This window comes from Rhizobium sp. PK7-22 (genome assembly GCF_056530405.1).
On record NZ_CP096514.1, the window covers coordinates 2,176,991 to 2,198,904 of the forward strand.

The following is a 21,914-nucleotide window of genomic DNA, read 5'->3' on the forward strand; positions in this document are numbered from 1 at the left end:
GCGCGGCCTTTACATCCGCGACCGGCGCAACTATGTCCACCCCGTCTTCCAATCAAGCGAGAGTAAGAAATACCCATGCGGGCTGAAATCATTGGCGTCGTCGACGAAATCAAGCAGGCCATAAGCCTGCTGAGGAGGCATCTTTGACTGGGATCAGGCGGTACGACGGCTGGACTGGCTGAACAACAAGGCAGAAGATCCCAACCTCTGGAACGATGCCGCAGAGGCGCAGAAGATGATGCGCGAGCGCCAGCAGCTTGACGACAGCATCGCCGGCGTCAAGCGCCTCGAGCAGCAGATGAACGACAACATCGAGCTGATCCAGATGGGCGAGGAAGAGGGCGACGACAGCATCATCAAGGATGCCGAGGACGCCCTGAAGACCTTGAAGGCCGAGTCGGATCGCCAGCAGGTCGAAGCAATGCTCTCGGGCGAAGCCGATGGCAACGACACCTATGTGGAAGTGCATTCCGGCGCCGGCGGCACCGAGTCCCAGGACTGGGCCAACATGCTGCTGCGCATGTACACGCGTTGGGCCGAACGCGCCGGCTACAAGGTCGAGATCCTGGAAATGCATGACGGCGAAGAAGCCGGCATCAAGTCCGCGACGATCATGATCAAGGGCCGCAACGCCTATGGATGGATGAAGACGGAGTCGGGCGTGCATCGCCTCGTCCGGATCTCGCCTTACGATTCCAACGCACGCCGGCATACGTCCTTCTCCTCGGTCTGGGTCTATCCGGTCGTCGACGACTCGATCAACATCGACATCAACGAGAGCGACTGCCGTATCGACACCTTCCGCGCCTCGGGTGCCGGCGGCCAGCACATCAACACCACCGACTCGGCCGTGCGCATCACACACATCCCGACTGGCATCGTCGTTTCCTGCCAGCAGGAGCGCTCGCAGCACAAGAACAAGGCGAAGGCCTGGGAAATGCTGCGCGCCCGCATGTACGAGGCGGAGTTGAAGAAGCGGGAAGAGGCGGCCAATGCCGAAGCGGCCTCCAAGACCGAGATCGGCTGGGGTCACCAGATCCGCTCCTACGTGCTGCAGCCCTACCAGATGGTCAAGGACCTGCGCACCGGGGTGGAGAGCTCGGCGCCGGACGACGTCCTGAACGGCGACCTCAACCCCTTCATGGAAGCGGCGCTTGCGCACCGGATCAGCGGCAAGGCCGACGCGGGGATCGACGACGTCGACTGATAGCATTGAACCGGACGACGATACGAAAAGAGCGGCCGCGGCCGCTCTTTTGCATTCTACGGGTCAACTGCGCTGAACCGACACTCGCCGCCATTTGGACCTGCACTAGGCGCAGAGTTTGCTGTCTCAGTTGTTGAACTGCTCGGCCACGATGCGGTCCGACCAGGAGTGGTCGGGATCGGAGAGAATACGCGCCGTCATCTCCTGGGACTGGGCGATCTGCACATGCAGCACCGACTTCACCTCCATGTTGTCTGCGACGGCATTCACCGGGCGCTTGTCGGGCTCCAGAATGTGGATGTCGACGCGCACCTGATTGGGCAGGAGGGCCCCCCGCCAGCGGCGTGGCCGGAAGGCGCTGACAGGCGTCATCGCAAGCAGCGGCGCCTCCAGCGGCAGGATCGGTCCATGGGCCGACAGATTGTAGGCCGTCGAACCCGCCGGTGTCGCGATCATCAGGCCGTCGCAGATCAGCTCGTCGAGCCGCACCTTACCGTCGATCTCGACGCGCAGCTTGGCGGCCTGGTAGGACTGCCGAAACAGGTAGACTTCGTTGATGGCCAGCGCGATGGAACTCGTGCCATCCTCGTTTGTCGTCGTCATCTGCAGCGGGTGCAGCGTGTTTTCCACCGCCACCTCGACCCTCTCCCGCAGGTTCTCGGTACGGTAGTCGTTCATCAGAAAGCCTACGGAGCCGCAGTTCATGCCATAGACCGGCTTGCCGGAGCTCATCGTGCTATGCAGCGTGTGCAGCATGAAGCCGTCACCCCCCAGCGCAACGACAACGTCGGCGTCATGGGCTGAGACATTTCCATAAATGCCGATCAGCTCTCTGCGCGCAGCAAGCGCCTCCGGGGCGGAGGACGCACAAAAAGAGAGGGACTTGGCTGGGTTCGACATGGATCGCCTCGGTTTCGCGGCCATACCTACCCGGAAAAATCCTTTCAAGACAAGCGCTTTGCGCATGATCCGGTACTGCGCTGGCGGCCTCGGGGGGCAAAGGATCTGGTCAGAAGACAATTTTCCCCCTTTACAGGAAAGCAGAATCTGGTAACTCGACGGCATTGGCAATGCCCTTGTAGCTCAGTTGGTAGAGCACCTGATTTGTAATCAGGGGGTCCCGAGTTCGAACCTTGGCGGGGGCACCAATATATTTCCTGGCGGCTATAGCCCATCCAAACTTTTTCGCTCTGCTGCAGCTCCTTATCGCTGCGGGCGCATCTGTGTGCAGCGGAAAGCTCGGCTTCAGGTGCATTCCGTATAAGACAATAGAGCAGGCCGCAAACGACAGTTTTAATTGCGTTTCGAGAGAAAATATTCTGTTGCGTCGCGATGAAAGCTCACTAATCTGTAGGCCGGGCCAAGGGATATAAGAGTATGTAAGAATACTGTGTGGTAACACTCTAAGCAGCGCACGCATGTTTGTCAGGCTTGGGTGCAACTAGTCTAACTAGACGATCGCTGTCGCCACGAAGTTTGGCGCAAAACCGGGGTTTGGTGCAGGTATGAATGAGCTGTTGGTGGGCGAAAGCAAGGTCGAGCAGACCAAGCGAAAGATGTACCCGGAAGTTGTCGCTGGTGGGTTCTCAAGGGTGGATGGAACCGTTCACTTTTATCAGCGGATCAACGCACTGGTGAACCGGGACTCCGTGGTCCTGGACATAGGGGCGGGCAGGGGCCGAACCCATGTGGACGATCTAAACTCATACCGGGCTTCGCTAAGTAATTTTCGCGGCAAGGTCGCCAAGGTCATTGGGCTCGATGTCGATCCGGTGGTGCTGACGAATGAATCGCTCGACGAGGCGCATGTGATCGTTGATGGGGTGTTTCCCTTGCCCGATGCCAGCGCCGATGTCGCATTTTCGGATTACACGTTTGAGCATGTCGCTGATCCGGCGGCCTTCGCCTCCGAGGCTCTGCGCGTGGTGAAGCCGGGAGGTTGGCTCTGTGCCAGGACCCCCAATAAATACGGTTACATCAGCGTTGCTGCGCGCCTGATACCTGAGCGGTTTCATCAGGCGGTGCTGAAACGTGCGCAGCCGACCAGAAAATCGGAGGATGTTTTCCCGACCACCTATCTTCTCAATACGCCGAGCGATCTGAAACGCCATTTTGATCCCAGGCAGTGGGAACATTATGTCTACACCCACGATGCAGAGCCCGCGTATTTCGGCTCAACGCTCATGCTCTGGAAAATGGCCAACGCCCTTTCAGGTGTGGTGCCGCGCCAATTTGGTGCCACTCTCATGATATTCTTGAGGAGGAAATGACGGGCGGGTGGACGTCATGGGCGAGGTTGTTCGATGTTGACCGAACCGAGGCCTGCCTGGCAGATGAATTAGAGGAAGCTCTGACTGATCGTCTGAAACAAAGGTTGCAGGCCGATCGTGGTGCCGGCCGGAAGTTGCAGAAGAATTCACCGAATCCGTGACGGCGTCGATCGTAACTCCGGATCTGTATCCGCCAAATCTTTGAAGCAACGGATGACTGCCTTGCTGTGGCAAGCGCCGTCCTGAATGCAACGCAACTGTGTCGAACCCCACCGTCGTGTATTTCGCATCAATAATGCGTGGCTTTTCAAATTCGCACTTCTATTATCCGCTGTCGTTCTATACATGCGCTACCGACTATGAGGTAGGGCGTGATATTTAAGCATATGGTTTTTCTGCGCTTTAGACGCGAAATACGGGCGTGTGAAACTTTGTTGTCGTCAAATCGAAAATTTACCATGCAGCACGCGCCGATGATGCTTTCGAAGCTGGTTCGGGTATAGTGCGTGTGCAGTGCGAAGGAAGAAACTCACATGGGCCGAAGTCGGTGGTGCGGGGACGATGGTGCCTATGGATTTATCTAACGTGATGGGCCCGATCCTTGCCAAGGCTCGTTCCTCCCATGCCATTTTCAGTACCTTCGCCGCAGGAATAACCACCCGTCTGCTCATCTTCGTGATGACGATCCTGGTGGCGAGGCACCTGTCGCCGGAAGGCTACGGGCAGTTTACCTTCGCGACTGGATGCGCGATGTTGATTGCGCAGACCGCCGGCCTAGGCTGGCCAATGCTGATGTCGCGGCTCATTCCGTCGTTTCGTACGCAAAAAGACTGGTCGGCGCTGCGGTCGCTGTTGCGTTGGGGCGATATCGTAGTGATCTCGGCTGCTGTCTTCGCCACCGCCATCGTCGCCTCGCTGGCGCTTTTTCCCGGCGCCCGTTCGGAGGTCGCCATCGGACTTGGGATGGCCGTGGTGCTGATCATCCCCAGTGCAATCAACCTTGCCCGTCGCAGTCAGCTCGCCGGCGCCCGTCGCCCTGCACTCGGGATCCTGCTCGATGAGGGGATTCCGCCGCTCATTCTGATTGCAGCACTGGCCATCGGCGCGGTCGCAGATGCTTGGCACGCCGTCATCCTCCTGGCCATCTCGACAGCCTTGGCGGCGGCGGCTGCCACTGTGGCGCTCTGGCGTGCCACGCCGAGGGACGTCTGGGATGCCCCGGCGCAGGGCCAGCCTGCGGTCTGGATGGCGATGGCCTTTCCACTTCTCCTCGGTCTCCTTTCGAAGCTGATCATGGACCGGATGGACATCCTGATGCTCGGCCCCCTAGCCGGGTTCGAGGAGACCGGCTACTACGGATCCGCCTACCGCCTGACGTATCTGGTGACGTTTCCCCAGGTCATGCTGATGACGGTCATGACACCCATGTTGAGCGAGATGCATGCCTCCGGCCGGCTAAAAGACATGTGGCGGGCATTCCGGCTGTCGAGCGTCTTCGCACTGGCGACGTCAGTACCGGCAAGCGTTGTGCTTTTCATGTTTTCCAACGAGATCATGACGCTCGCCTACGGGGCGCAATACGCCCCTGCGGGGCCGACATTACAGGTTCTGGCCCTCGTCCAGACCCTGACGGCGCTTTCGATACCCTGCGCCAGCCTTCTGATTGCCAACGGCAAAGGCCGTTCCTATGGTCTTTTCAGCCTTCTCGGGCTCGCGCTCAACGCCGGCCTGAACCTCGTCCTGATCGACAGGATGGGTGCGGAAGGCGCCGCCTTGGCCTCTCTTGCCGGCGCAGCCCTCATTTTTTCGGGCCAGGGCTGGCAGATCCTGAAGCTCTACCGCACTTCCAACATGAAGGACTGACCCGTGTCCAAGCACTTTTTCCAGAATGCGACCTTGCGGCTTCTTCTGCTGAAGACCTACCGGGCCTATGCCCGCTCCATGGTCTGGCGCCAGGGGCCGAAGGTGTTCATCAATTCGATCCCGAAAGCCGGGACACATCTTGCCACCGCGATCATCGAAGAGGTGCCGGGACTGATGCAGTCACGGCTGCACGTAGAGATGTGGGATATCCACAAGGGTCCGGAGGCCGTGGCGCCGATCGAGGTTTTCCAGCCCGATATCGAACAGTTCCGGCGCATGCTGGCGACTGTCCGGCCCGGACAAATTGCGACCGCTCATCTTCCCTGGCACCCTAGACTCTATGAGGTCGCGAAGGAGATGGGGTTCAAGACGATCTTCGTCACGAGAAAACCGGAAGATGTCGAGCGGTCCACGCTTTACTACATCAAGGGGCTGCGCCGGCATTTCATGCATCGACGCCTCATGGAGGATTACCAGACGGATGAAGAGCGGCTTGCGGCAGTGCGCCAGGGCATTCCTCCCCGTTTCCCCGGCGATGCCGCCCTTGTAGGAACCAATGAACTTCGCGAGCGGTTCATGGGGTGGGCCGAAAACCACGGAGCCGGCGGATCCCTTGTTCTTAATTTCGAGGATATCGTCGGCTCGAGGGGAGGCGGATCTCATGCGGCGCGCAAGACCGCCATTGGCGCGATCCTTCGCCATCTTGATCTCGAATGCTCTGAGCCTATTGTCAATAATATCGACGCCCGCTCCGCTGAAAAGAAGAGCTTCACTTTCAGGAGTGGAAAGATCGGTAGCGGAGCTCAGTCTGCTTGAGCGTTGCAGCAGACATCATCGTTCCAGCAGTAGGATTGAGGTAAGCGCAGACGATGATGCCTGGTCACGCAGGCAGGGTCGTCTGAAGACTCGCGTAGTACATTGTCCGCCAGTCAAGCCTGACGATAAACATCCCCATCCCGCTGCCCCCATGCAATGAAATGGGGGTTCGCGAAGTCGCTGTCGTGGAGTTGTTGTCGCTTGCCGTAGGCGAGCGGCTTGCCGTCGAGCGTCACCGTCGATCCTCCGGCGCCGCGCAGCACCGCATCTCCGGCAGCGGTATCCCATTCCATCGTGCGTCCGAAGCGGGGATAGACATCGGCCTTGCCTTCGGCCAGCAGGCAGAATTTCAGGGAAGAGCCGATCGAGCAGACGTCGGAGACCTTTGCCGAGGCAAGGAAATCGCTGGTTTCGGGCGTGTTGTGCGAGCGGCTTGCGACGGCAACCGGATGCTCGGCAACCGGCTGCGCGGCGATGGCGTGTCGCTCCTCGACGGTAAAATCGGCACCGATCGTCATGCGGCACGCGCCGGTCTGATCGCCGACATAGGCGACGCCGAGCGCTGGCGCATAGACGATGCCGGCGACCGGTACGCCGCCCTCGACGAGAGCGATGTTGACGGTAAACTCGTCGCGCCGGGCGATGAATTCCTTCGTGCCGTCGAGCGGGTCGACGAGGATGAACCGGTTACTGGCCTCCGGAACGCGACCGGCTGCGACCGATTCCTCGGCCACCACGGCGATGTCCGGAAGATGCCGGCGCAGATGCGTTAAAATGATCTCTTCGGCGCGCTCGTCGGCCTCCGTCACCGGCGAGTGATCGGCCTTGGTGCTGACCGTCGCGCCGGCGCGGTAGACCTCCATGATGGCGGCTCCCGCCGCCAGCGCTGCCTGTTCGAAGATCTCAAGCATGGTCGTCATCAAGTGTCTGCCGCTGCTGTTCCAGGTATGTCTGGAGCTGCACTGCCAGCAGTTCCGGATCCGCGCCAACCGTCCTGAGGTGGATTTCCGGGCTTTCCGGCGGCTCATAGGGCGAATCGATCCCGGTGAAGTTGCGGATGTCGCCGGAAAGCGCTCGCTTGTAGAGCCCCTTGGGGTCACGGCGCACGCATTCCTCCAGCGGCGTATCGACGAACACCTCGATGAACTCGCCGGCTTCCATCAGGTCGCGCGCCAGCTGTCGTTCGGAACGGAACGGCGAGATGAAGGAGACGATCACGATGAGACCTGCCTCGGTCATCAATCTTGCGACCTCCGCGACGCGACGGATGTTTTCCACCCGGTCCGCATCGGTAAAGCCGAGGTCGCGGTTGAGGCCGTGGCGAACGTTGTCGCCGTCCAGCATGACGGTGTGGCGACCGCTGGCGTGCAGCAGCTTTTCGAGATTGTTGGCAATCGTCGACTTGCCCGATCCGGAGAGGCCGGTAAACCACAGCACGGCTGGCTTCTGGTGCATCAGCTCGGACCGCGACCGCTTGCTCACCTCCAGCGCCTGCCAGTGGATGTTCTGGGCGCGGCGCAGCGGGAAATCGATCATCCCGGCGCCGACCGTCGCATTCGTGAAGCGGTCGATCAGGATGAAGTTGCCGGTGATCCGGTTGTCCTTGTAGGCGTCGAAGGCGATTGGGGACTGCAGCGACAGATTGCAGACGCCGAATTCGTTCATCGCCAGCGACTTTGCGGCCGTGTGTGCGAACGTGTGAACGTCGATGCTGTGCTTCAGGCTGGTGATATTGGCCGTCACACTCTCGCATTCGGTCCGCAGGACATAGCTGCGGCCTGGAATGAGCGGGTTGGCATCAAACCAGATGACGCGCGCCTGAAACTGGTCGGCAACCTCCGGCCGCTCTTCCGGTGTTGCCAGCATGTTGCCGCGTGAGACTTCGACCTGGTCCGCCAGCACGATCGTCACTGCCTGGCCCTCGCGGGCCTCGGTGAGCGACCCGTCCATCGTCACGATATCCTTGACCCGCGACAGCTTGCCAGATTTTGCCACCACAACCGGATCGCCGACGGCGATCTTGCCCGAGGCGATCTGCCCGGCGAAGCCGCGGAAATCGAGGTTCGGGCGGGAAACATACTGAACGGGGAAGCGGAAGGGCTTGTCGAGATAATCGTTGTCGACCGCCACGGTCTCCAGATGCTGCAGCAGCGTCGGCCCCTGGTACCAGGGCATGTGCGCCGAGCGGTGTATCACATTGTCGCCGAAGCGGGCCGACATCGGGATCGGCACCACGCTCGCAAATTCCAGGCTGGCTGAAAACTCGGCGTAATCTGAGACGATCTGCTGGAAGACGGCTTCGTCATAATCCACGAGATCGATTTTGTTGACCGCCAGCACCACGTGCCTGATGCCCAGCATGGAGGCGATCAGCGAATGGCGTCTTGTCTGCGGCAGGATCCCCTGCCGCGCGTCGATCAGCAGGATCGCGAGATCCGCCGTCGAGGCGCCGGTTGCCATGTTGCGTGTATATTCCTCGTGACCGGGCGTGTCGGCCACGATGAACTTGCGCTTCTCGGTGGCAAAGAAACGGTAGGCGACATCGATGGTGATGCCCTGTTCGCGCTCCGCCTCCAGGCCGTCCACGAGCAGTGCGAAGTCGATGTCGTCGCCAGTGGTGCCGTGCTTGACGCTGTCGCGCTCCAGCGCCGCCAGCTGGTCCTCGAAGATGCGCTTGGTGTCATAGAGAAGACGCCCGATCAGGGTCGACTTGCCGTCGTCCACCGAACCGCAGGTCAGGAATCGCAGAAGCGACTTGGTTTCTTGCTGTCCCAGATATTCGGCGACCGAGGAGAGGGGCTCTTGTAACGTGGCATCCATCAGAAATACCCCTCCTTCTTTTTCTTCTCCATGGAGCCTGATTCGTCCTTGTCGATCATCCGGCCCTGGCGCTCGGAGGTTCGCGCCACGAGCATTTCGGCAACGATATCCTCGATGGTGACGGCGTCGGACTCGATGGCACCTGTCAGCGGATAGCATCCGAGCGTCCGGAAGCGGACCAGCTTCTCCTCGATGCGATCATCCGGCCCGATCGGCATGCGATCATCGTCGACCATGATCAGCATGCCGTCTCGCTCGACCACGGGTCTCGGCTTGGCAAAATAAAGAGGAACGATCGGGATGTCCTCCTTCAGGATGTATTGCCAAATGTCGAGCTCGGTCCAGTTCGAGAGCGGGAAGACGCGGATCGATTCGCCGGGATTGATGCGGGTGTTGTAGGTCTTCCACATCTCGGGCCGCTGAGTCTTTGGATCCCAGGCGTGCTGACTGTTGCGGAACGAGAAGATCCGCTCCTTGGCGCGGGACTTTTCTTCATCCCGCCGCGCGCCGCCGAAGGCAGCGTCGAACTTGTAGGCGTCCAGCGCCTGCCGCAGTCCCAGCGTCTTCATGATATGGGTATGGGTGTCGGAGCCGTGCTGGAAGGGGCTTATGTTTTGTGCCAGGCCGTCCGGATTGATGTGCACGATCAGGTCGAAGCCGAGCTCTTTTGCCGCTTGGTCCCGAAATTCGATCATCTCCCGGAATTTCCAGGTGGTGTCCACGTGGAGGAAGGGAAATGGCGGCTTGGCCGGATAGAAGGCCTTTCGGGCAAGGTGCAGCATCACCGACGAATCCTTGCCGACCGAATACAGCATCACCGGCCGAACGAAGTTTGCTGCCACCTCGCGAAAGATATGAATAGCCTCTGATTCCAGACGCTGAAGATGGGTTAAATCCAAGGCAACACTCTCCAACCAGAGACACGACATTGGGAAGAATTAAATCGTGTTCTACAATGAAAGCAACGAAATTATATTGCAGGTGCGAAATAAGAAATCAGCAAACCAGGCAGAGGGCACTGGTTCGGATCAGGGCCCGCCAACTCGCGGACCCCGGCGGCCTCAGCGGGTGAGGTGCTGCCGGCTTGCGTAAAGGGCTATGGCCGCGGCGTTCGAGACGTTAAGCGACTTGATCGCCCCCGGCATGTCCAGTCGGGCAAGGGTTTTAACCGTCTCTCGCGTCTTCTGGCGCAGGCCCTTGCCCTCGGAGCCCAGCACCAAAGCGATCTTGTCGCTGGAGAGAGCCCCTTCCAGGGGCGCGGGGCCTTCTGAATCGAGGCCGATGGTCTGGAAGCCCAGCGCATGAAGTTCTTCCAGCGCATTGGCCAGATTGGTGACCTGGATATAAGGGATGAGTTCGAGAGCGCCGGACGCGGATTTGGCGAGCACGCCCGACTCCGTCGGGCTATGTCTCTGCGTGGTGATAAGCGCCCCGGCGCCGAAGGCCACTGCCGAGCGCATGACCGCACCGACGTTGTGGGGATCGGTCACCTGATCCAGAACCAGAAGCAGCGGGCTCTCCTTCAGGGCCTCCAGCCGCCGGACGGGCAGCGGCCGGGTCTCGACCATCACGCCCTGGTGGATCGCGTCCGGTCCAAGGATCTTGTCGATGTCCTGCGGCGAGACGATCTCGACGGGATAGGGGAGGGTGTCCGGCTCCGCCAGCTCCAGCCGTGCGAAAGCGTTCTGAGTTACCGAGAGCTTGATGATCTCGCGCTCCGGGTTGTCGAGCGCCGCCCGCACGGTGTGCAGGCCATAAAGATGAACCTGATCCGGCTGCAGCTGCGGTGGTTGCCATCCGGCAGCCTTGTCGCGCCGACGCGGCGCAGGAGTCGGAATTTCGCCTCGTTCCCGCTTGGCATCGCGCACGTTGCGGCGCAGGGTTGCGTAATGGCCATCGCGGCCGGACTTGTCGTTGTTATCGTTCTTGCTCATGCCGTCTTATAGCCTTGGCGGCGGCGATGGCCTAGTGACCGAGCATGTGCCGGGTGGTCTTTGTCATGATATTTTTCACAATTTTGGCTCGGTAGCCGTGTTGACAGACGGTCATGGGGCGGTCATATACGCGGCGCAGATCGGAGCCGGTGGCCACGATCTCAAGAGCTTGGTCTCGATCCTGACGGATACCTGGAGGGATGCCCGAGTGGTTAAAGGGGACGGACTGTAAATCCGTTGGCTCAGCCTACGTTGGTTCAAATCCAACTCCCTCCACCATTCCGTCAGAGGATCGACCACCGGCGGGTATAGCTCAATGGTAGAGCAGCAGCCTTCCAAGCTGAATACGAGGGTTCGATTCCCTCTACCCGCTCCAAGCCTCACGCTTCGCTTCTTCTTGAAGATTGTCTCTCTGTCTTTACAACGCGTGGATCATGCCTGCTCGCGGACCTGTGTCCTTGATGGCATGCTGGACCTTCACTCTGTCGAGCGGTATCGGCTCTGGACACACGGCCGAAGGAGCCACCCATGAACTGGATAAGCCGTTCTCGTCGAGGCGTAGCGAGGCTGGCGGCGAGCCTCGCTCTTCTCGTCTTTCTGCCGGTCGCCGCCGTCGCGCAACAGCCGGTGACGGTCTTTGCCGCTGCCAGCATGAAGAATGCTCTGGATGCAGCCAGCGCCGCATGGACGGAGAACAGTGGTGTCGCGACATCCATATCCTATGCGGGCAGCTCCGCGCTCGCCAGGCAGATTGAAGCCGGCGCTCCGGCCGATCTCTTTATCTCCGCCGACCTCGACTGGATGGACTACCTCGCCGCCCAGGGCCTGATCGATGCGGCGAGCCGCACAGATCTCGTCGGCAACCGGATCGTCCTGATCGGAGCAAGGGGAGCGCCCACGGTTGATATCAGGCCGGGGTTCGACCTGGCAGCCTTGGTCGGCGATGGCAAACTGGCCATGGCGACGCCTGATTCGGTGCCCGCCGGCAGATACGGCAAGGCGGCACTTGAGACCCTTGGCGTCTGGTCCTCGGTTTCAGCAAAGGTCGCAGGCGCCGAAAATGTGCGCGCAGCCTTGCAGTATGTCGCCCGAGGGGAGGCGCCCTACGGAATCGTCTACCGGACGGATGCCGCGGCCGATCCAAATGTCGCAATTGTAGGGATCTTCCCTGAAACATCCCATCCACCGATCGTCTATCCCGTCGCCCTGCTGCGGGACGCCGGCAATCCTGCCGCTGCCGATTACCTCACGTTCCTGAAGTCCGCGGAAGCAAGACCCTTCTTCGAGGCGGAGGGGTTCGAGGTGCTGGGAGGCGACCGCTAGGCGATCCGGATCGCGACGTTCCCAATGAGGTCCGACGCAGAGACGGCTCACTGGACGGCGGCCTCCGGAAGCGGGGCAGCCGGTGCGGGCCGCCGGCCCGGTTCATCCGGCATTTATGTCTTGCGCATTCTCAGGGAAAGCCTTAAACGGCCACACCAAACCCGCGCGCGGGTCCCACATCCATGTCCACAGGAAGCATTCAATGGCAAAGAGCAAGTTTGAGCGCAACAAGCCGCACGTCAACATCGGCACGATTGGTCACGTTGACCACGGCAAGACGTCGCTGACGGCCGCGATCACGAAGTACTTCGGTGAATACAAGGCCTACGACCAGATCGACGCCGCACCGGAAGAAAAGGCACGCGGCATCACCATCTCGACGGCCCACGTCGAGTATGAGACGCCTGCTCGTCACTACGCGCACGTCGACTGCCCCGGCCACGCCGACTACGTCAAGAACATGATCACCGGTGCTGCCCAGATGGACGGCGCGATCCTGGTCTGCTCGGCCGCCGACGGCCCGATGCCGCAGACGCGCGAGCACATCCTGCTCGCCCGTCAGGTTGGCGTTCCGGCAATCGTTGTCTTCCTCAACAAGGTCGACCAGGTCGACGACGCCGAGCTTCTCGAGCTCGTCGAGCTGGAAGTGCGCGAGCTTCTGTCGTCCTACGACTTCCCGGGCGACGATATTCCGATCATCAAGGGTTCGGCTCTGGCCGCTCTGGAAGATTCCGACAAGAAGATCGGCGAAGACGCGATCCGCGAGCTGATGGCAGCGGTCGACGACTACATCCCGACGCCTGAGCGTCCGATCAACCTGCCGTTCCTGCTGCCGATCGAAGACGTGTTCTCGATCTCGGGCCGCGGCACGGTTGTGACTGGCCGCGTCGAGCGTGGCATCGTCAAGGTCGGCGAGGAAGTCGAGATCGTCGGCATCCGCGACACGACGAAGACGACGGTGACCGGCGTTGAAATGTTCCGCAAGCTGCTCGACCAGGGCCAGGCCGGCGACAACATCGGCGCGCTGATCCGCGGCGTCCAGCGTGACGGCGTCGAGCGTGGCCAGATCCTGTGCAAGCCGGGTTCGGTCAAGCCGCACACGGTGTTCATGGCAGAAGCCTACATCCTGACGAAGGAAGAAGGCGGCCGTCACACGCCGTTCTTCACCAACTACCGTCCGCAGTTCTACTTCCGCACGACGGACGTGACGGGCATCGTCGAACTGCCGGAAGGCACGGAAATGGTCATGCCGGGCGACAACGTCACCGTCAAGGTGACGCTGATCAACCCGATCGCGATGGAAGAAAAGCTGCGCTTCGCGATCCGCGAAGGCGGCCGCACCGTCGGCGCCGGCATCGTCGCGTCGATCGTCACGTAAGCTGATCTCCCGAAAGGGAGCAGACAAGGCCCCGCTGGAAACGGCGGGGCTTTGTTGTTTTCTGGATACTTCAGGCGGGCAGGGTACGCCACCGGCCGGTGACATCCTGAGCCGCAAGAAACTCCCCTGCCAAGTGGTTTTTGCTGGAATAACGCTTGTCATCGCTCCGCAAAATGAATATGAAGCCGCCTGTTCCGGTGGCGCTTTGCGCGGCGGGAATCTCTAAAGGGGTATAGCTCAGTTGGTAGAGCGGCGGTCTCCAAAACCGCAGGTCGTCGGTTCAAGCCCGGCTGCCCCTGCCAGTCTTTCTGTCGCGCGAACGGGTCGCTGCGATGTTGAGGGGCCGGGTTGTCGGCCGTCTGGTCGACGAATTTCATCGAGCATCGATTCCCTCTTGTGAAAGAGGGGAGGGATGTTTATGTAGTGGCGAAACAGACACGCGGCGCGTGGGGCTGAGCATTATCAGCTTTACGTGCCGTAATGGCGTGGACATAGATGGCTTCCAAAACCAATCCAATTCAGTTTCTGCAGCAGGTTCGCGCAGAGGCGTCGAAAATTACCTGGCCGTCGCGTCGTGAGACGATGATCTCGACGGCGATGGTCCTCTTGATGGTTATTTTCGCTGCTCTGTTTTTCTTTGCTGCTGACCAGCTTATCGGCTGGCTGATGGGCCTCGTGCTGAACGTCGGCAATTGATTGTGGAGATGAAGATGGCGGCGCGTTGGTACATCGTCCACGCATATTCGAATTTTGAAAAGAAGGTTGCCGAGGATATCGAGAACAAGGCGCGTCAGAAGGGCCTTTCTCATCTCTTCGAAAAGATCCTTGTCCCGACCGAAAAGGTTGTCGAAGTCCGCCGCGGTCGCAAGGTCGACGCGGAGCGCAAGTTCTTCCCCGGCTACGTGTTGGTGCGGGCGAACCTGACGGACGAGGCTTACCACCTGATCAAGAACACGCCGAAGGTCACCGGGTTTCTGGGGTCCGACAGCAAGCCTGTTCCGATCCCCGATTACGAGGCGGACCGCATTCTGGGCCAGGTCCAGGAAGGTGTGGAGCGGCCGAAGTCGTCTATCAGCTTTGAAATCGGCGAACAGGTTCGGGTTTCAGACGGTCCGTTCGCGTCGTTCAACGGCACTGTACAGGATGTCGATGAAGAGCGTTCACGCCTCAAGGTCGAAGTTTCGATCTTTGGTCGCGCCACGCCAGTCGAGCTTGAATACGCTCAGGTCGAGAAGGTCTGAGCAGCAGGGAAGGAAACTTCCCGAATCGCGTGGGAGAATGGCGGCCTTAGCCGGGCTTGTTCAGACGCACCACGCAACCGCAGCCGCCGGCCCCGTGCCGGCACAGGTGGCCGGGAAACCGGTCTAAGTAGAAAGGCAGAGAGTAATGGCTAAGAAAGTTGCAGGCCAGCTCAAGCTTCAGGTCAAGGCAGGATCGGCAAACCCGTCCCCGCCAATCGGCCCGGCGCTTGGTCAGCGTGGCATTAACATCATGGAATTCTGCAAGGCGTTCAATGCCGCCACGCAGGAGATGGAAAAGGGCATGCCGATCCCGGTCGTCATCACCTACTTCCAGGACAAGTCCTTCACCTTCGCAATGAAGCAGCCGCCGGTTACCTACTGGCTGAAGAAGGAAGCCAAGATCACCTCCGGCTCGAAGACGCCGGGCAAGGGCGGCAACGCCGGGACGATCACCAAGGCGCAGGTCCGCGCGATTGCCGAAGGCAAGATGAAGGATCTGAACGCTGCTGACATCGAAGGCGCAATGCTGATGGTTGAGGGCTCTGCCCGCTCCATGGGCCTGGAAGTGGTGGGCTGATCATGGTCAAGGTTGCAAAGCGTCTTCAGAAGATTCGTGAAGGCATCGATCCGACCAAGCTGGTCGCACTGACGGATGCCATCTCGCTGGTCAAGGAACGGGCGACAGCCAAGTTCGACGAAACCGTAGAGATCTCCATGAACCTCGGCGTTGACCCGCGTCACGCCGACCAGATGGTCCGTGGCGTCGTCAATCTGCCGAACGGTACGGGCCGTGACGTTCGCGTTGCCGTTTTCGCACGTGGCGCCAAGGCCGATGAAGCCAAGGCTGCCGGTGCTGACATCGTCGGTGCGGAAGATCTGGTCGAGATCGTCCAGGGCGGCAAGATCGATTTCGATCGCTGCATCGCCACTCCGGACATGATGCCGCTCGTCGGTCGCCTCGGTAAGGTTCTCGGCCCGCGTGGCATGATGCCGAACCCGAAGGTTGGAACGGTCACCATGGACGTGGCCGGTGCGGTCAAGGCTTCCAAGGGCGGTGCCGTCGAGTTCCGCGTCGAGAAGGCCGGCATCATCCACGCCGGTATCGGCAAGGCCTCTTTCGACGCCAAGGCGCTGGAAGAAAATATCAAGGCTTTCGCTGACGCCGTCGTCAAGGCAAAGCCGGCCGGTGCGAAGGGCAACTACGTCAAGCGCGTGGCCATCTCCTCGACCATGGGCCCAGGCGTCAAGATCGATCCGTCGACCGTTACGGTCTGACCACGTGATTCCCGGGTTTTGCCCGGGTGAATGAATTCCCGGTCCTCAGGGGCCGGGAATTTCCAGGGAAACCTGGAACTCCTGTCCGAGATTGTGGGCGGCCTTCCGGCCTTAATATATGCCTGCATGAGACGGGTAAGACCCGATTTTAGGAAGCTCAGGCTTCCGGTGATCGGTTCGAGCCTTGTGTGCCTTGTGCCTGGAGCCGTTGAGGTGACAGTGCGAGGGGGCAGGATCCTCAAGCGTCGCTTGGGATCTTGAAGAAAAGATCCCTAGGGGCAAAAGGCAAACCGATGGGGCCTGCACGATTGCGGTCCCGTCAACTGGAGACAGACAGTGGAAAGAGCGGAAAAACGCGAATTCGTCACGGAGCTGAGCGAAGTCTTTAAGGCTTCCGGTTCGGTTGTCGTGGCCCACTATGCTGGTGTCACAGTTGCGCAAATGAACGATTTTCGTTCGAAAATGCGTGCTGCTGGCGGCACCGTCAAAGTCGCGAAGAACCGCCTGGCCAAGATCGCTCTTCAGGGCACGGAGTCGGAAGGGATGTCGGACCTGTTCAAGGGTCAGACGCTCATCGCTTACAGCGAAGATCCCATCACCGCTCCGAAGGTCGTCATGGATTTCGCCAAGACCAACGACAAGATCGTTGTCCTGGGCGGCTCCATGGGAGCAACCACGCTCAGCGCAGATGCAGTCAAGTCGCTTGCGACCCTGCCTTCGCTGGACGAGCTGCGCGCAAAGCTGCTGGGCATGATCCAGACGCCTGCCACGCGCATCGCAGGCGTTGTTCAGGCACCGGCAGCTCAGCTTGCTCGCGTGTTCGCAGCCTACGCCAAGAAGGACGAAGCCGCTTAAGGCGGTTTTTCGCTGTAGATATCAAACCAGATCGAACCGAACACAAAAGGAACTACGAAAATGGCTGATCTCGCAAAGATCGTTGAAGACCTCTCCTCGCTGACCGTCATGGAAGCTGCTGAGCTGTCCAAGATGCTCGAAGAGAAGTGGGGCGTTTCCGCAGCTGCACCAGTGGCTGCTGCTGCTGTCGGCGGTGGCGCTGCTGCTGTTGTTGAAGAAGAAAAGACCGAGTTCGACGTCATGCTCATGGAAGCCGGCGCGAACAAGATCAACGTCATCAAGGAAGTCCGCGCCATCACCGGCCTGGGCCTCAAGGAAGCCAAGGATCTCGTCGAAGGCGCTCCGAAGGCTGTCAAGGAAGGCGTTAACAAGGCTGAAGCTGCCGACCTCAAGAAGAAGCTTGAAGACGCCGGCGCCAAGGTTGAAGTTAAGTAGTATTGACTATGTCGGGAGAGGGCGCATGTCCTCTCCCGATACTCATTTCTCGGAACGTTTTACCCAAAAGCCCTTGAACCGGCTTTTGGGTAATGGGTTCTTCAAGAGGATGGTCTCCGCCCGAAACGAACGGCAATCCGGCCGACGGTTCGGGAAGTGGGACGAGATTTGAAACACCCATGATCGACGGGATCGACTGGCCATCGAATTCCGTCCGTTGCAGGCCCGGATGCAGTTTTTGAAGGAGCGACGATGGCTCAGACCCTTTCGTTCAATGGTCGCAGGCGCGTACGCAAGTTTTTTGGTAAAATCCCCGAAGTCGCAGAAATGCCGAACCTCATCGAGGTTCAGAAGGCATCCTACGACCAGTTTCTCATGGTCGAAGAGCCCGAAGGGGGCCGTCCGGACGAAGGTCTGAACGCCGTTTTCCGGTCCGTGTTCCCGATCACCGATTTCTCCGGCGCCTCCATGCTGGAATTCGTGTCCTATGAATTCGAGCCGCCGAAGTTCGACGTCGAGGAATGCCGTCAGCGCGATCTGACCTATGCGGCGCCGCTCAAGGTGACGCTCCGTCTGATTGTGTTCGATATCGACGAGGATACCGGCGCCAAGTCCATCAAGGACATCAAGGAACAGTCGGTCTACATGGGCGACATGCCCCTGATGACCAACAACGGCACCTTCATCGTCAACGGCACCGAGCGCGTCATCGTCTCGCAGATGCACCGTTCGCCAGGCGTCTTCTTCGACCACGACAAGGGCAAGAGCCACTCCTCGGGCAAGCTTCTGTTTGCTGCCCGCGTCATCCCGTACCGCGGTTCCTGGCTAGACATCGAGTTCGACGCCAAGGACATCGTCTACGCCCGCATCGACCGCCGCCGCAAGATCCCGGCGACCTCGCTGCTGATGGCGCTTGGCATGGACGGCGAAGAGATCCTGTCGACCTTCTACACGAAGTCCGACTACGTTCGTGACGGCGACGGCTGGCGCATTCCCTTCCAGCCCGAGACGCTGAAGGGTGCCAAGACGCTTTCCGACATGATCGACGCCGACACCGGCGAAGTGGTTGTCGAGTCCGGCAAGAAGCTCACTCCGCGCCTGCTCCGTCAGCTGACGGACAAGGGCCTGAAGGCGCTTCGTGCCAGCGACGAAGATCTCGTCGGCAATTTCGTGGCCGAAGACATCGTCAACCCGGAAACGGGTGAAGTCTACCTGGAAGCCGGTGAAGAGCTGGAAATGGCGCTCGACGCCAAGTCCGGCGAACGCAAGGGCAACCTGGTCGAGCTGATGAAATTGGGTTTCACCGAAATCCCGATCCTCGACATCGACCACATCAACGTCGGCGCCTACATCCGCAACACGCTGGTGGCAGACAAGAACGAGAACCGTCAGGAAGCCTTGTTCGACATCTACCGCGTCATGCGTCCGGGCGAGCCGCCGACCATGGAATCGGCCGAAGCCATGTTCAACTCGCTGTTCTTCGACAGCGAGCGCTACGACCTGTCCGCCGTTGGCCGCGTCAAGATGAACATGCGCCTCGACCTCGATGCACCCGACACCATGCGCGTCCTGCGCAAGGAAGACATCCTGGCCGTGGTCCGGATGCTCGTCGAGTTGCGTGACGGCAAGGGCGAGATCGACGACATCGACAACCTCGGCAACCGCCGTGTGCGGTCGGTCGGCGAGCTCATGGAGAACCAGTACCGCCTGGGTCTGCTGCGCATGGAACGTGCGATCAAGGAACGCATGTCGTCGATAGAGATCGACACCGTCATGCCGCAGGACCTGATCAACGCCAAGCCGGCCGCCGCCGCCGTTCGCGAATTCTTCGGCTCCTCGCAGCTGTCGCAGTTCATGGACCAGGTGAACCCGCTTTCGGAAATCACCCACAAGCGCCGCCTCTCGGCTCTTGGACCGGGTGGTCTGACCCGTGAGCGCGCCGGCTTCGAAGTCCGCGACGTTCACCCGACCCATTACGGCCGCATCTGCCCGATCGAGACGCCGGAAGGCCCCAACATCGGTCTGATCAACTCGCTGGCCACCTTCGCCCGGGTCAACAAGTACGGCTTCATCGAAAGCCCGTACCGCAAGATCATCGACGGCGTCGTCACCAAGGAAGTGCTCTACCTCTCCGCCATGGAAGAGGCGAAGTACTACGTGGCACAGGCCAATGCCGAGCTCGACGCGAACGGTTCCTTCGTCGAAGAGTTCGTCGTCTGCCGTCATGCCGGCGAAGTCATGCTGTCGCCGCGCGACACCATCAACCTGATGGACGTCTCGCCCAAGCAGCTCGTGTCGGTCGCCGCCGCTCTGATCCCGTTCCTGGAAAACGACGACGCCAACCGCGCTCTGATGGGTTCCAACATGCAGCGTCAGGCCGTGCCACTGGTACGTGCCGAAGCGCCGTTCGTTGGTACCGGCATGGAGCCGATCGTTGCCCGTGACTCCGGTGCTGCCATCGCTGCCCGTCGTGGCGGCGTGGTCGACCAGGTCGATGCGACCCGTATCGTTATCCGTGCGACGGAAGACCTCGATGCCGGCAAGTCCGGTGTCGATATCTACCGCCTGCAGAAGTTCCAGCGCTCCAACCAGAACACCTGCGTCAACCAGCGCCCGCTGGTCGCCGTCGGCGACATTCTGAACAAGGGCGACATCATCGCCGACGGTCCGTCCACCGACCTCGGTGACTTGGCTCTCGGCCGCAACGCGCTCGTCGCGTTCATGCCCTGGAACGGCTACAACTACGAAGACTCCATCCTGCTCTCCGAGCGGATCGTCTCCGACGACGTCTTCACCTCCATCCACATCGAGGAATTCGAAGTGATGGCGCGTGACACCAAGCTTGGTCCTGAAGAAATCACCCGCGACATTCCGAACGTCTCGGAAGAAGCGCTGAAGAACCTCGACGAAGCCGGTATCGTCTACATCGGTGCGGAAGTGACCCCCGGCGACATTCTCGTCGGCAAGATCACCCCGAAGGGCGAAAGCCCGATGACCCCGGAAGAGAAGCTTCTGCGCGCCATCTTCGGTGAGAAGGCTTCCGATGTTCGCGACACCTCCATGCGCATGCCTCCGGGCACGTTCGGGACAGTCGTCGAAGTTCGCGTCTTCAACCGTCACGGCGTCGAGAAGGACGAACGTGCGATGGCGATCGAGCGCGAGGAAATCGAAACCCTCGCCAAGGACCGCGACGACGAACAGGCGATTCTCGACCGCAACGTCTATGGCCGTCTTACGGACATGCTGCGCGGTCAGAATTCGGTCGCCGGTCCAAAGGGCTTCAAGAAGGGCGGCGAACTCACCAATGCCGTGATCTCGGAGTACCCGCGGTCGCAGTGGTGGATGTTTGCTGTCGAGGACGAGAAGGTCCAGGCCGAGATCGAAGCTCTGCGGGCCCAGTACGACGAATCCAAGTCGCGCCTCGAACAGCGCTTCATGGACAAGGTCGAAAAGGTCCAGCGCGGCGACGAAATGCCTCCGGGCGTCATGAAGATGGTCAAGGTCTTCGTCGCTGTGAAGCGCAAGATCCAGCCAGGCGACAAGATGGCTGGCCGTCACGGCAACAAGGGCGTCGTGTCGCGCATCGTACCGGTCGAGGACATGCCGTTCCTCGAAGACGGCACGCATGTCGACATCGTTCTGAACCCGCTCGGTGTGCCTTCGCGCATGAACGTCGGACAGATCCTCGAAACCCACCTGGCCTGGGCTTGCGCCGGCATGGGCAAGAAGATCGGCCAGATGCTCGAGGACTACAGGAAGTCGAGCGACATCACCGACCTGAAGCGCGAGCTGCAGGAAACCTACGAGAGCATGGCCAACGACGAAGTTGCAAACTTCGACGATGAGTCGCTTGTCCGGCTTGCCGAACAGTCCAAGGGCGGTGTGTCGATTGCCACGCCGGTCTTCGACGGTGCGCACGAGCCAGACGTTGCTGCCATGCTGACGCGGGCGGGTCTCGATCCGTCGGGTCAGTCGGTTCTCTACGATGGACGTACCGGGGAAGCCTTCGACCGCAAGGTCACCGTCGGCTACATGTACATGATCAAGTTGAACCACCTTGTGGACGACAAGATCCATGCCCGTTCGATCGGTCCTTACTCGCTCGTGACCCAGCAGCCGCTCGGTGGCAAGGCGCAGTTCGGCGGTCAGCGCTTCGGCGAAATGGAGGTCTGGGCTCTTGAAGCCTATGGTGCCGCCTACACGCTGCAGGAAATGCTGACCGTGAAGTCGGATGACGTGGCAGGCCGTACGAAGGTCTACGAGGCGATCGTCCGTGGTGACGATACCTTCGAGGCAGGCATTCCCGAGAGCTTCAACGTTCTCGTCAAGGAAATGCGGTCTCTGGGTCTCTCCGTCGAGCTCGAGAACTCGAAGCTGGACGAAGCCGCGCAACTGCCGGACGCAGCCGAATAATCTCCGAAATGGCGCGCGCTGCCTGACAGCGCGCGCCAACCCTGTCCCGACGTAAATCGGAGGGCAGGGAACTTTCGCCGCATT

At 60.3% G+C, this 21,914-nt stretch carries 18 protein-coding genes and 4 tRNA genes; 17 read left to right on the forward strand and 5 right to left on the reverse strand.

What is annotated here, in order from left to right; translation table 11 throughout:
• Window positions 1-75: 75 nt before the first annotated feature.
• Window positions 76-1,207, forward strand: a protein-coding gene (gene prfB / locus M1E10_RS15340; RefSeq protein WP_499173710.1) for a peptide chain release factor 2 whose coding sequence is annotated in 2 segments (ribosomal slippage) — window positions 76-144 and window positions 146-1,207 — 1,131 coding nt in all. Because the reading frame shifts where the segments join, the coding sequence is not laid out codon by codon here.
• Window positions 1,208-1,333: 126 nt separating this feature from the next.
• Here the strand turns inward: prfB and M1E10_RS15345 are convergent.
• Complete coding sequence (locus tag M1E10_RS15345) at window positions 1,334-2,107, reverse strand: NAD kinase (protein WP_499173712.1); 774 nt, start codon at window positions 2,105-2,107, stop codon at window positions 1,334-1,336.
• Between the two features lie 172 nt (window positions 2,108-2,279).
• Between M1E10_RS15345 and M1E10_RS15350 the strand changes: the two genes are divergently transcribed.
• The 4 genes from M1E10_RS15350 to M1E10_RS15365 all read left to right on the forward strand — a co-directional run bounded on the left by M1E10_RS15350 (window position 2,280) and on the right by M1E10_RS15365 (window position 6,156).
• Window positions 2,280-2,355 (forward strand) — tRNA-Thr (locus M1E10_RS15350).
• 357 nt (window positions 2,356-2,712) lie between these two features.
• On the forward strand, window positions 2,713-3,477 hold the full coding sequence (locus tag M1E10_RS15355) for a class I SAM-dependent methyltransferase (RefSeq protein ID WP_499173714.1): 765 nt from the start codon (window positions 2,713-2,715) through the stop codon (window positions 3,475-3,477).
• A 570-nt stretch (window positions 3,478-4,047) separates the two neighbouring features.
• Window positions 4,048-5,340, forward strand: a complete 1,293-nt coding sequence (locus tag M1E10_RS15360) for an MATE family efflux transporter (protein WP_499173716.1) — start codon at window positions 4,048-4,050, stop codon at window positions 5,338-5,340.
• A 3-nt stretch (window positions 5,341-5,343) separates the two neighbouring features.
• Window positions 5,344-6,156 (forward strand): hypothetical protein, encoded by an 813-nt coding sequence (locus M1E10_RS15365; RefSeq protein ID WP_499173718.1) that lies wholly within the window; start codon window positions 5,344-5,346, stop codon window positions 6,154-6,156.
• A gap of 113 nt (window positions 6,157-6,269) precedes the next feature.
• Here the strand turns inward: M1E10_RS15365 and cysQ are convergent, their stop codons facing one another.
• From cysQ to rlmB, 4 genes are all read right to left on the reverse strand, one after another.
• Window positions 6,270-7,067: a 3'(2'),5'-bisphosphate nucleotidase CysQ family protein gene (gene cysQ / locus M1E10_RS15370; RefSeq protein WP_499177195.1), complete on the reverse strand. Its 798-nt coding sequence runs from the start codon at window positions 7,065-7,067 to the stop codon at window positions 6,270-6,272.
• Window positions 7,060-8,976: a bifunctional sulfate adenylyltransferase subunit 1/adenylyl-sulfate kinase gene (cysN, locus tag M1E10_RS15375; protein WP_499173720.1), complete on the reverse strand. Its 1,917-nt coding sequence runs from the start codon at window positions 8,974-8,976 to the stop codon at window positions 7,060-7,062. The genes cysQ and cysN overlap by 8 nt, the downstream gene beginning before the upstream one ends.
• A complete protein-coding gene (gene cysD, locus M1E10_RS15380; protein WP_499173721.1) occupies window positions 8,976-9,905 on the reverse strand; it encodes a sulfate adenylyltransferase subunit CysD in 930 nt (309 codons plus the stop codon). The genes cysN and cysD overlap by 1 nt, the downstream gene beginning before the upstream one ends.
• A 132-nt stretch (window positions 9,906-10,037) precedes the next feature.
• Entirely contained in the window at window positions 10,038-10,910 is an 873-nt protein-coding gene (gene rlmB / locus M1E10_RS15385; protein ID WP_499173722.1) for a TrmH family RNA methyltransferase, read from the reverse strand.
• Window positions 10,911-11,104: 194 nt separating this feature from the next.
• On the opposite strand from rlmB, the gene M1E10_RS15390 reads away from it, so the two are divergent.
• The 12 genes from M1E10_RS15390 (at window position 11,105) to rpoB (ending at window position 21,830) form a co-directional block, all read left to right on the forward strand.
• Window positions 11,105-11,189, forward strand: a tRNA-Tyr gene (locus M1E10_RS15390).
• Between the two features lie 23 nt (window positions 11,190-11,212).
• Window positions 11,213-11,286: transfer RNA gene (locus M1E10_RS15395), tRNA-Gly, on the forward strand.
• 152 nt (window positions 11,287-11,438) lie between these two features.
• Complete coding sequence (modA, locus tag M1E10_RS15400; protein WP_499173723.1) at window positions 11,439-12,233, forward strand: molybdenum ABC transporter substrate-binding protein; 795 nt, start codon at window positions 11,439-11,441, stop codon at window positions 12,231-12,233.
• A 202-nt stretch (window positions 12,234-12,435) separates the two neighbouring features.
• On the forward strand, window positions 12,436-13,611 hold the full coding sequence (gene tuf / locus M1E10_RS15405) for an elongation factor Tu (protein ID WP_499173724.1): 1,176 nt from the start codon (window positions 12,436-12,438) through the stop codon (window positions 13,609-13,611).
• A 226-nt stretch (window positions 13,612-13,837) separates the two neighbouring features.
• Window positions 13,838-13,913, forward strand: a tRNA-Trp gene (locus M1E10_RS15410).
• 193 nt (window positions 13,914-14,106) lie between these two features.
• Window positions 14,107-14,307: a preprotein translocase subunit SecE gene (gene secE, locus M1E10_RS15415; RefSeq protein WP_029621206.1), complete on the forward strand. Its 201-nt coding sequence runs from the start codon at window positions 14,107-14,109 to the stop codon at window positions 14,305-14,307.
• A 14-nt stretch (window positions 14,308-14,321) separates the two neighbouring features.
• Window positions 14,322-14,852 (forward strand): transcription termination/antitermination protein NusG, encoded by a 531-nt coding sequence (gene nusG / locus M1E10_RS15420; protein ID WP_499173725.1) that lies wholly within the window; start codon window positions 14,322-14,324, stop codon window positions 14,850-14,852.
• 145 nt (window positions 14,853-14,997) lie between these two features.
• The gene (rplK, locus tag M1E10_RS15425) at window positions 14,998-15,429 is read left to right on the forward strand and encodes a 50S ribosomal protein L11 (RefSeq protein WP_499173726.1); all 432 of its coding nucleotides are present in this window, start codon (window positions 14,998-15,000) and stop codon (window positions 15,427-15,429) included.
• A gap of 2 nt (window positions 15,430-15,431) precedes the next feature.
• On the forward strand, window positions 15,432-16,127 hold the full coding sequence (gene rplA, locus M1E10_RS15430) for a 50S ribosomal protein L1 (protein WP_499173727.1): 696 nt from the start codon (window positions 15,432-15,434) through the stop codon (window positions 16,125-16,127).
• A 336-nt stretch (window positions 16,128-16,463) separates the two neighbouring features.
• A complete protein-coding gene (gene rplJ / locus M1E10_RS15435) occupies window positions 16,464-16,982 on the forward strand; it encodes a 50S ribosomal protein L10 (protein ID WP_029621202.1) in 519 nt (172 codons plus the stop codon).
• 60 nt (window positions 16,983-17,042) lie between these two features.
• The gene (rplL, locus tag M1E10_RS15440) at window positions 17,043-17,417 is read left to right on the forward strand and encodes a ribosomal protein bL12 (RefSeq protein WP_499173728.1); all 375 of its coding nucleotides are present in this window, start codon (window positions 17,043-17,045) and stop codon (window positions 17,415-17,417) included.
• A 252-nt stretch (window positions 17,418-17,669) separates the two neighbouring features.
• Entirely contained in the window at window positions 17,670-21,830 is a 4,161-nt protein-coding gene (rpoB, locus tag M1E10_RS15445) for a DNA-directed RNA polymerase subunit beta (protein ID WP_499173729.1), read from the forward strand.
• Window positions 21,831-21,914 lie beyond the last annotated feature (84 nt).

Coding starts and splice junctions, on each gene's coding strand:
- M1E10_RS15345 (WP_499173712.1), bottom strand. CDS start 2,107: ATGTCGAACCCAGCCAAGTCCCTCTCTTTTTGTGCGTCCTCCGCCCCG.
- M1E10_RS15355 (WP_499173714.1), top strand. CDS start 2,713: ATGAATGAGCTGTTGGTGGGCGAAAGCAAGGTCGAGCAGACCAAGCGA.
- M1E10_RS15360 (WP_499173716.1), top strand. CDS start 4,048: ATGGATTTATCTAACGTGATGGGCCCGATCCTTGCCAAGGCTCGTTCC.
- cysQ (WP_499177195.1), bottom strand. CDS start 7,067: ATGCTTGAGATCTTCGAACAGGCAGCGCTGGCGGCGGGAGCCGCCATC.
- cysN (WP_499173720.1), bottom strand. CDS start 8,976: ATGGATGCCACGTTACAAGAGCCCCTCTCCTCGGTCGCCGAATATCTG.
- cysD (WP_499173721.1), bottom strand. CDS start 9,905: ATGTCGTGTCTCTGGTTGGAGAGTGTTGCCTTGGATTTAACCCATCTT.
- rlmB (WP_499173722.1), bottom strand. CDS start 10,910: ATGAGCAAGAACGATAACAACGACAAGTCCGGCCGCGATGGCCATTAC.
- modA (WP_499173723.1), top strand. CDS start 11,439: ATGAACTGGATAAGCCGTTCTCGTCGAGGCGTAGCGAGGCTGGCGGCG.
- tuf (WP_499173724.1), top strand. CDS start 12,436: ATGGCAAAGAGCAAGTTTGAGCGCAACAAGCCGCACGTCAACATCGGC.
- secE (WP_029621206.1), top strand. CDS start 14,107: ATGGCTTCCAAAACCAATCCAATTCAGTTTCTGCAGCAGGTTCGCGCA.
- nusG (WP_499173725.1), top strand. CDS start 14,322: ATGGCGGCGCGTTGGTACATCGTCCACGCATATTCGAATTTTGAAAAG.
- rplK (WP_499173726.1), top strand. CDS start 14,998: ATGGCTAAGAAAGTTGCAGGCCAGCTCAAGCTTCAGGTCAAGGCAGGA.
- rplA (WP_499173727.1), top strand. CDS start 15,432: ATGGTCAAGGTTGCAAAGCGTCTTCAGAAGATTCGTGAAGGCATCGAT.
- rplL (WP_499173728.1), top strand. CDS start 17,043: ATGGCTGATCTCGCAAAGATCGTTGAAGACCTCTCCTCGCTGACCGTC.
- rpoB (WP_499173729.1), top strand. CDS start 17,670: ATGGCTCAGACCCTTTCGTTCAATGGTCGCAGGCGCGTACGCAAGTTT.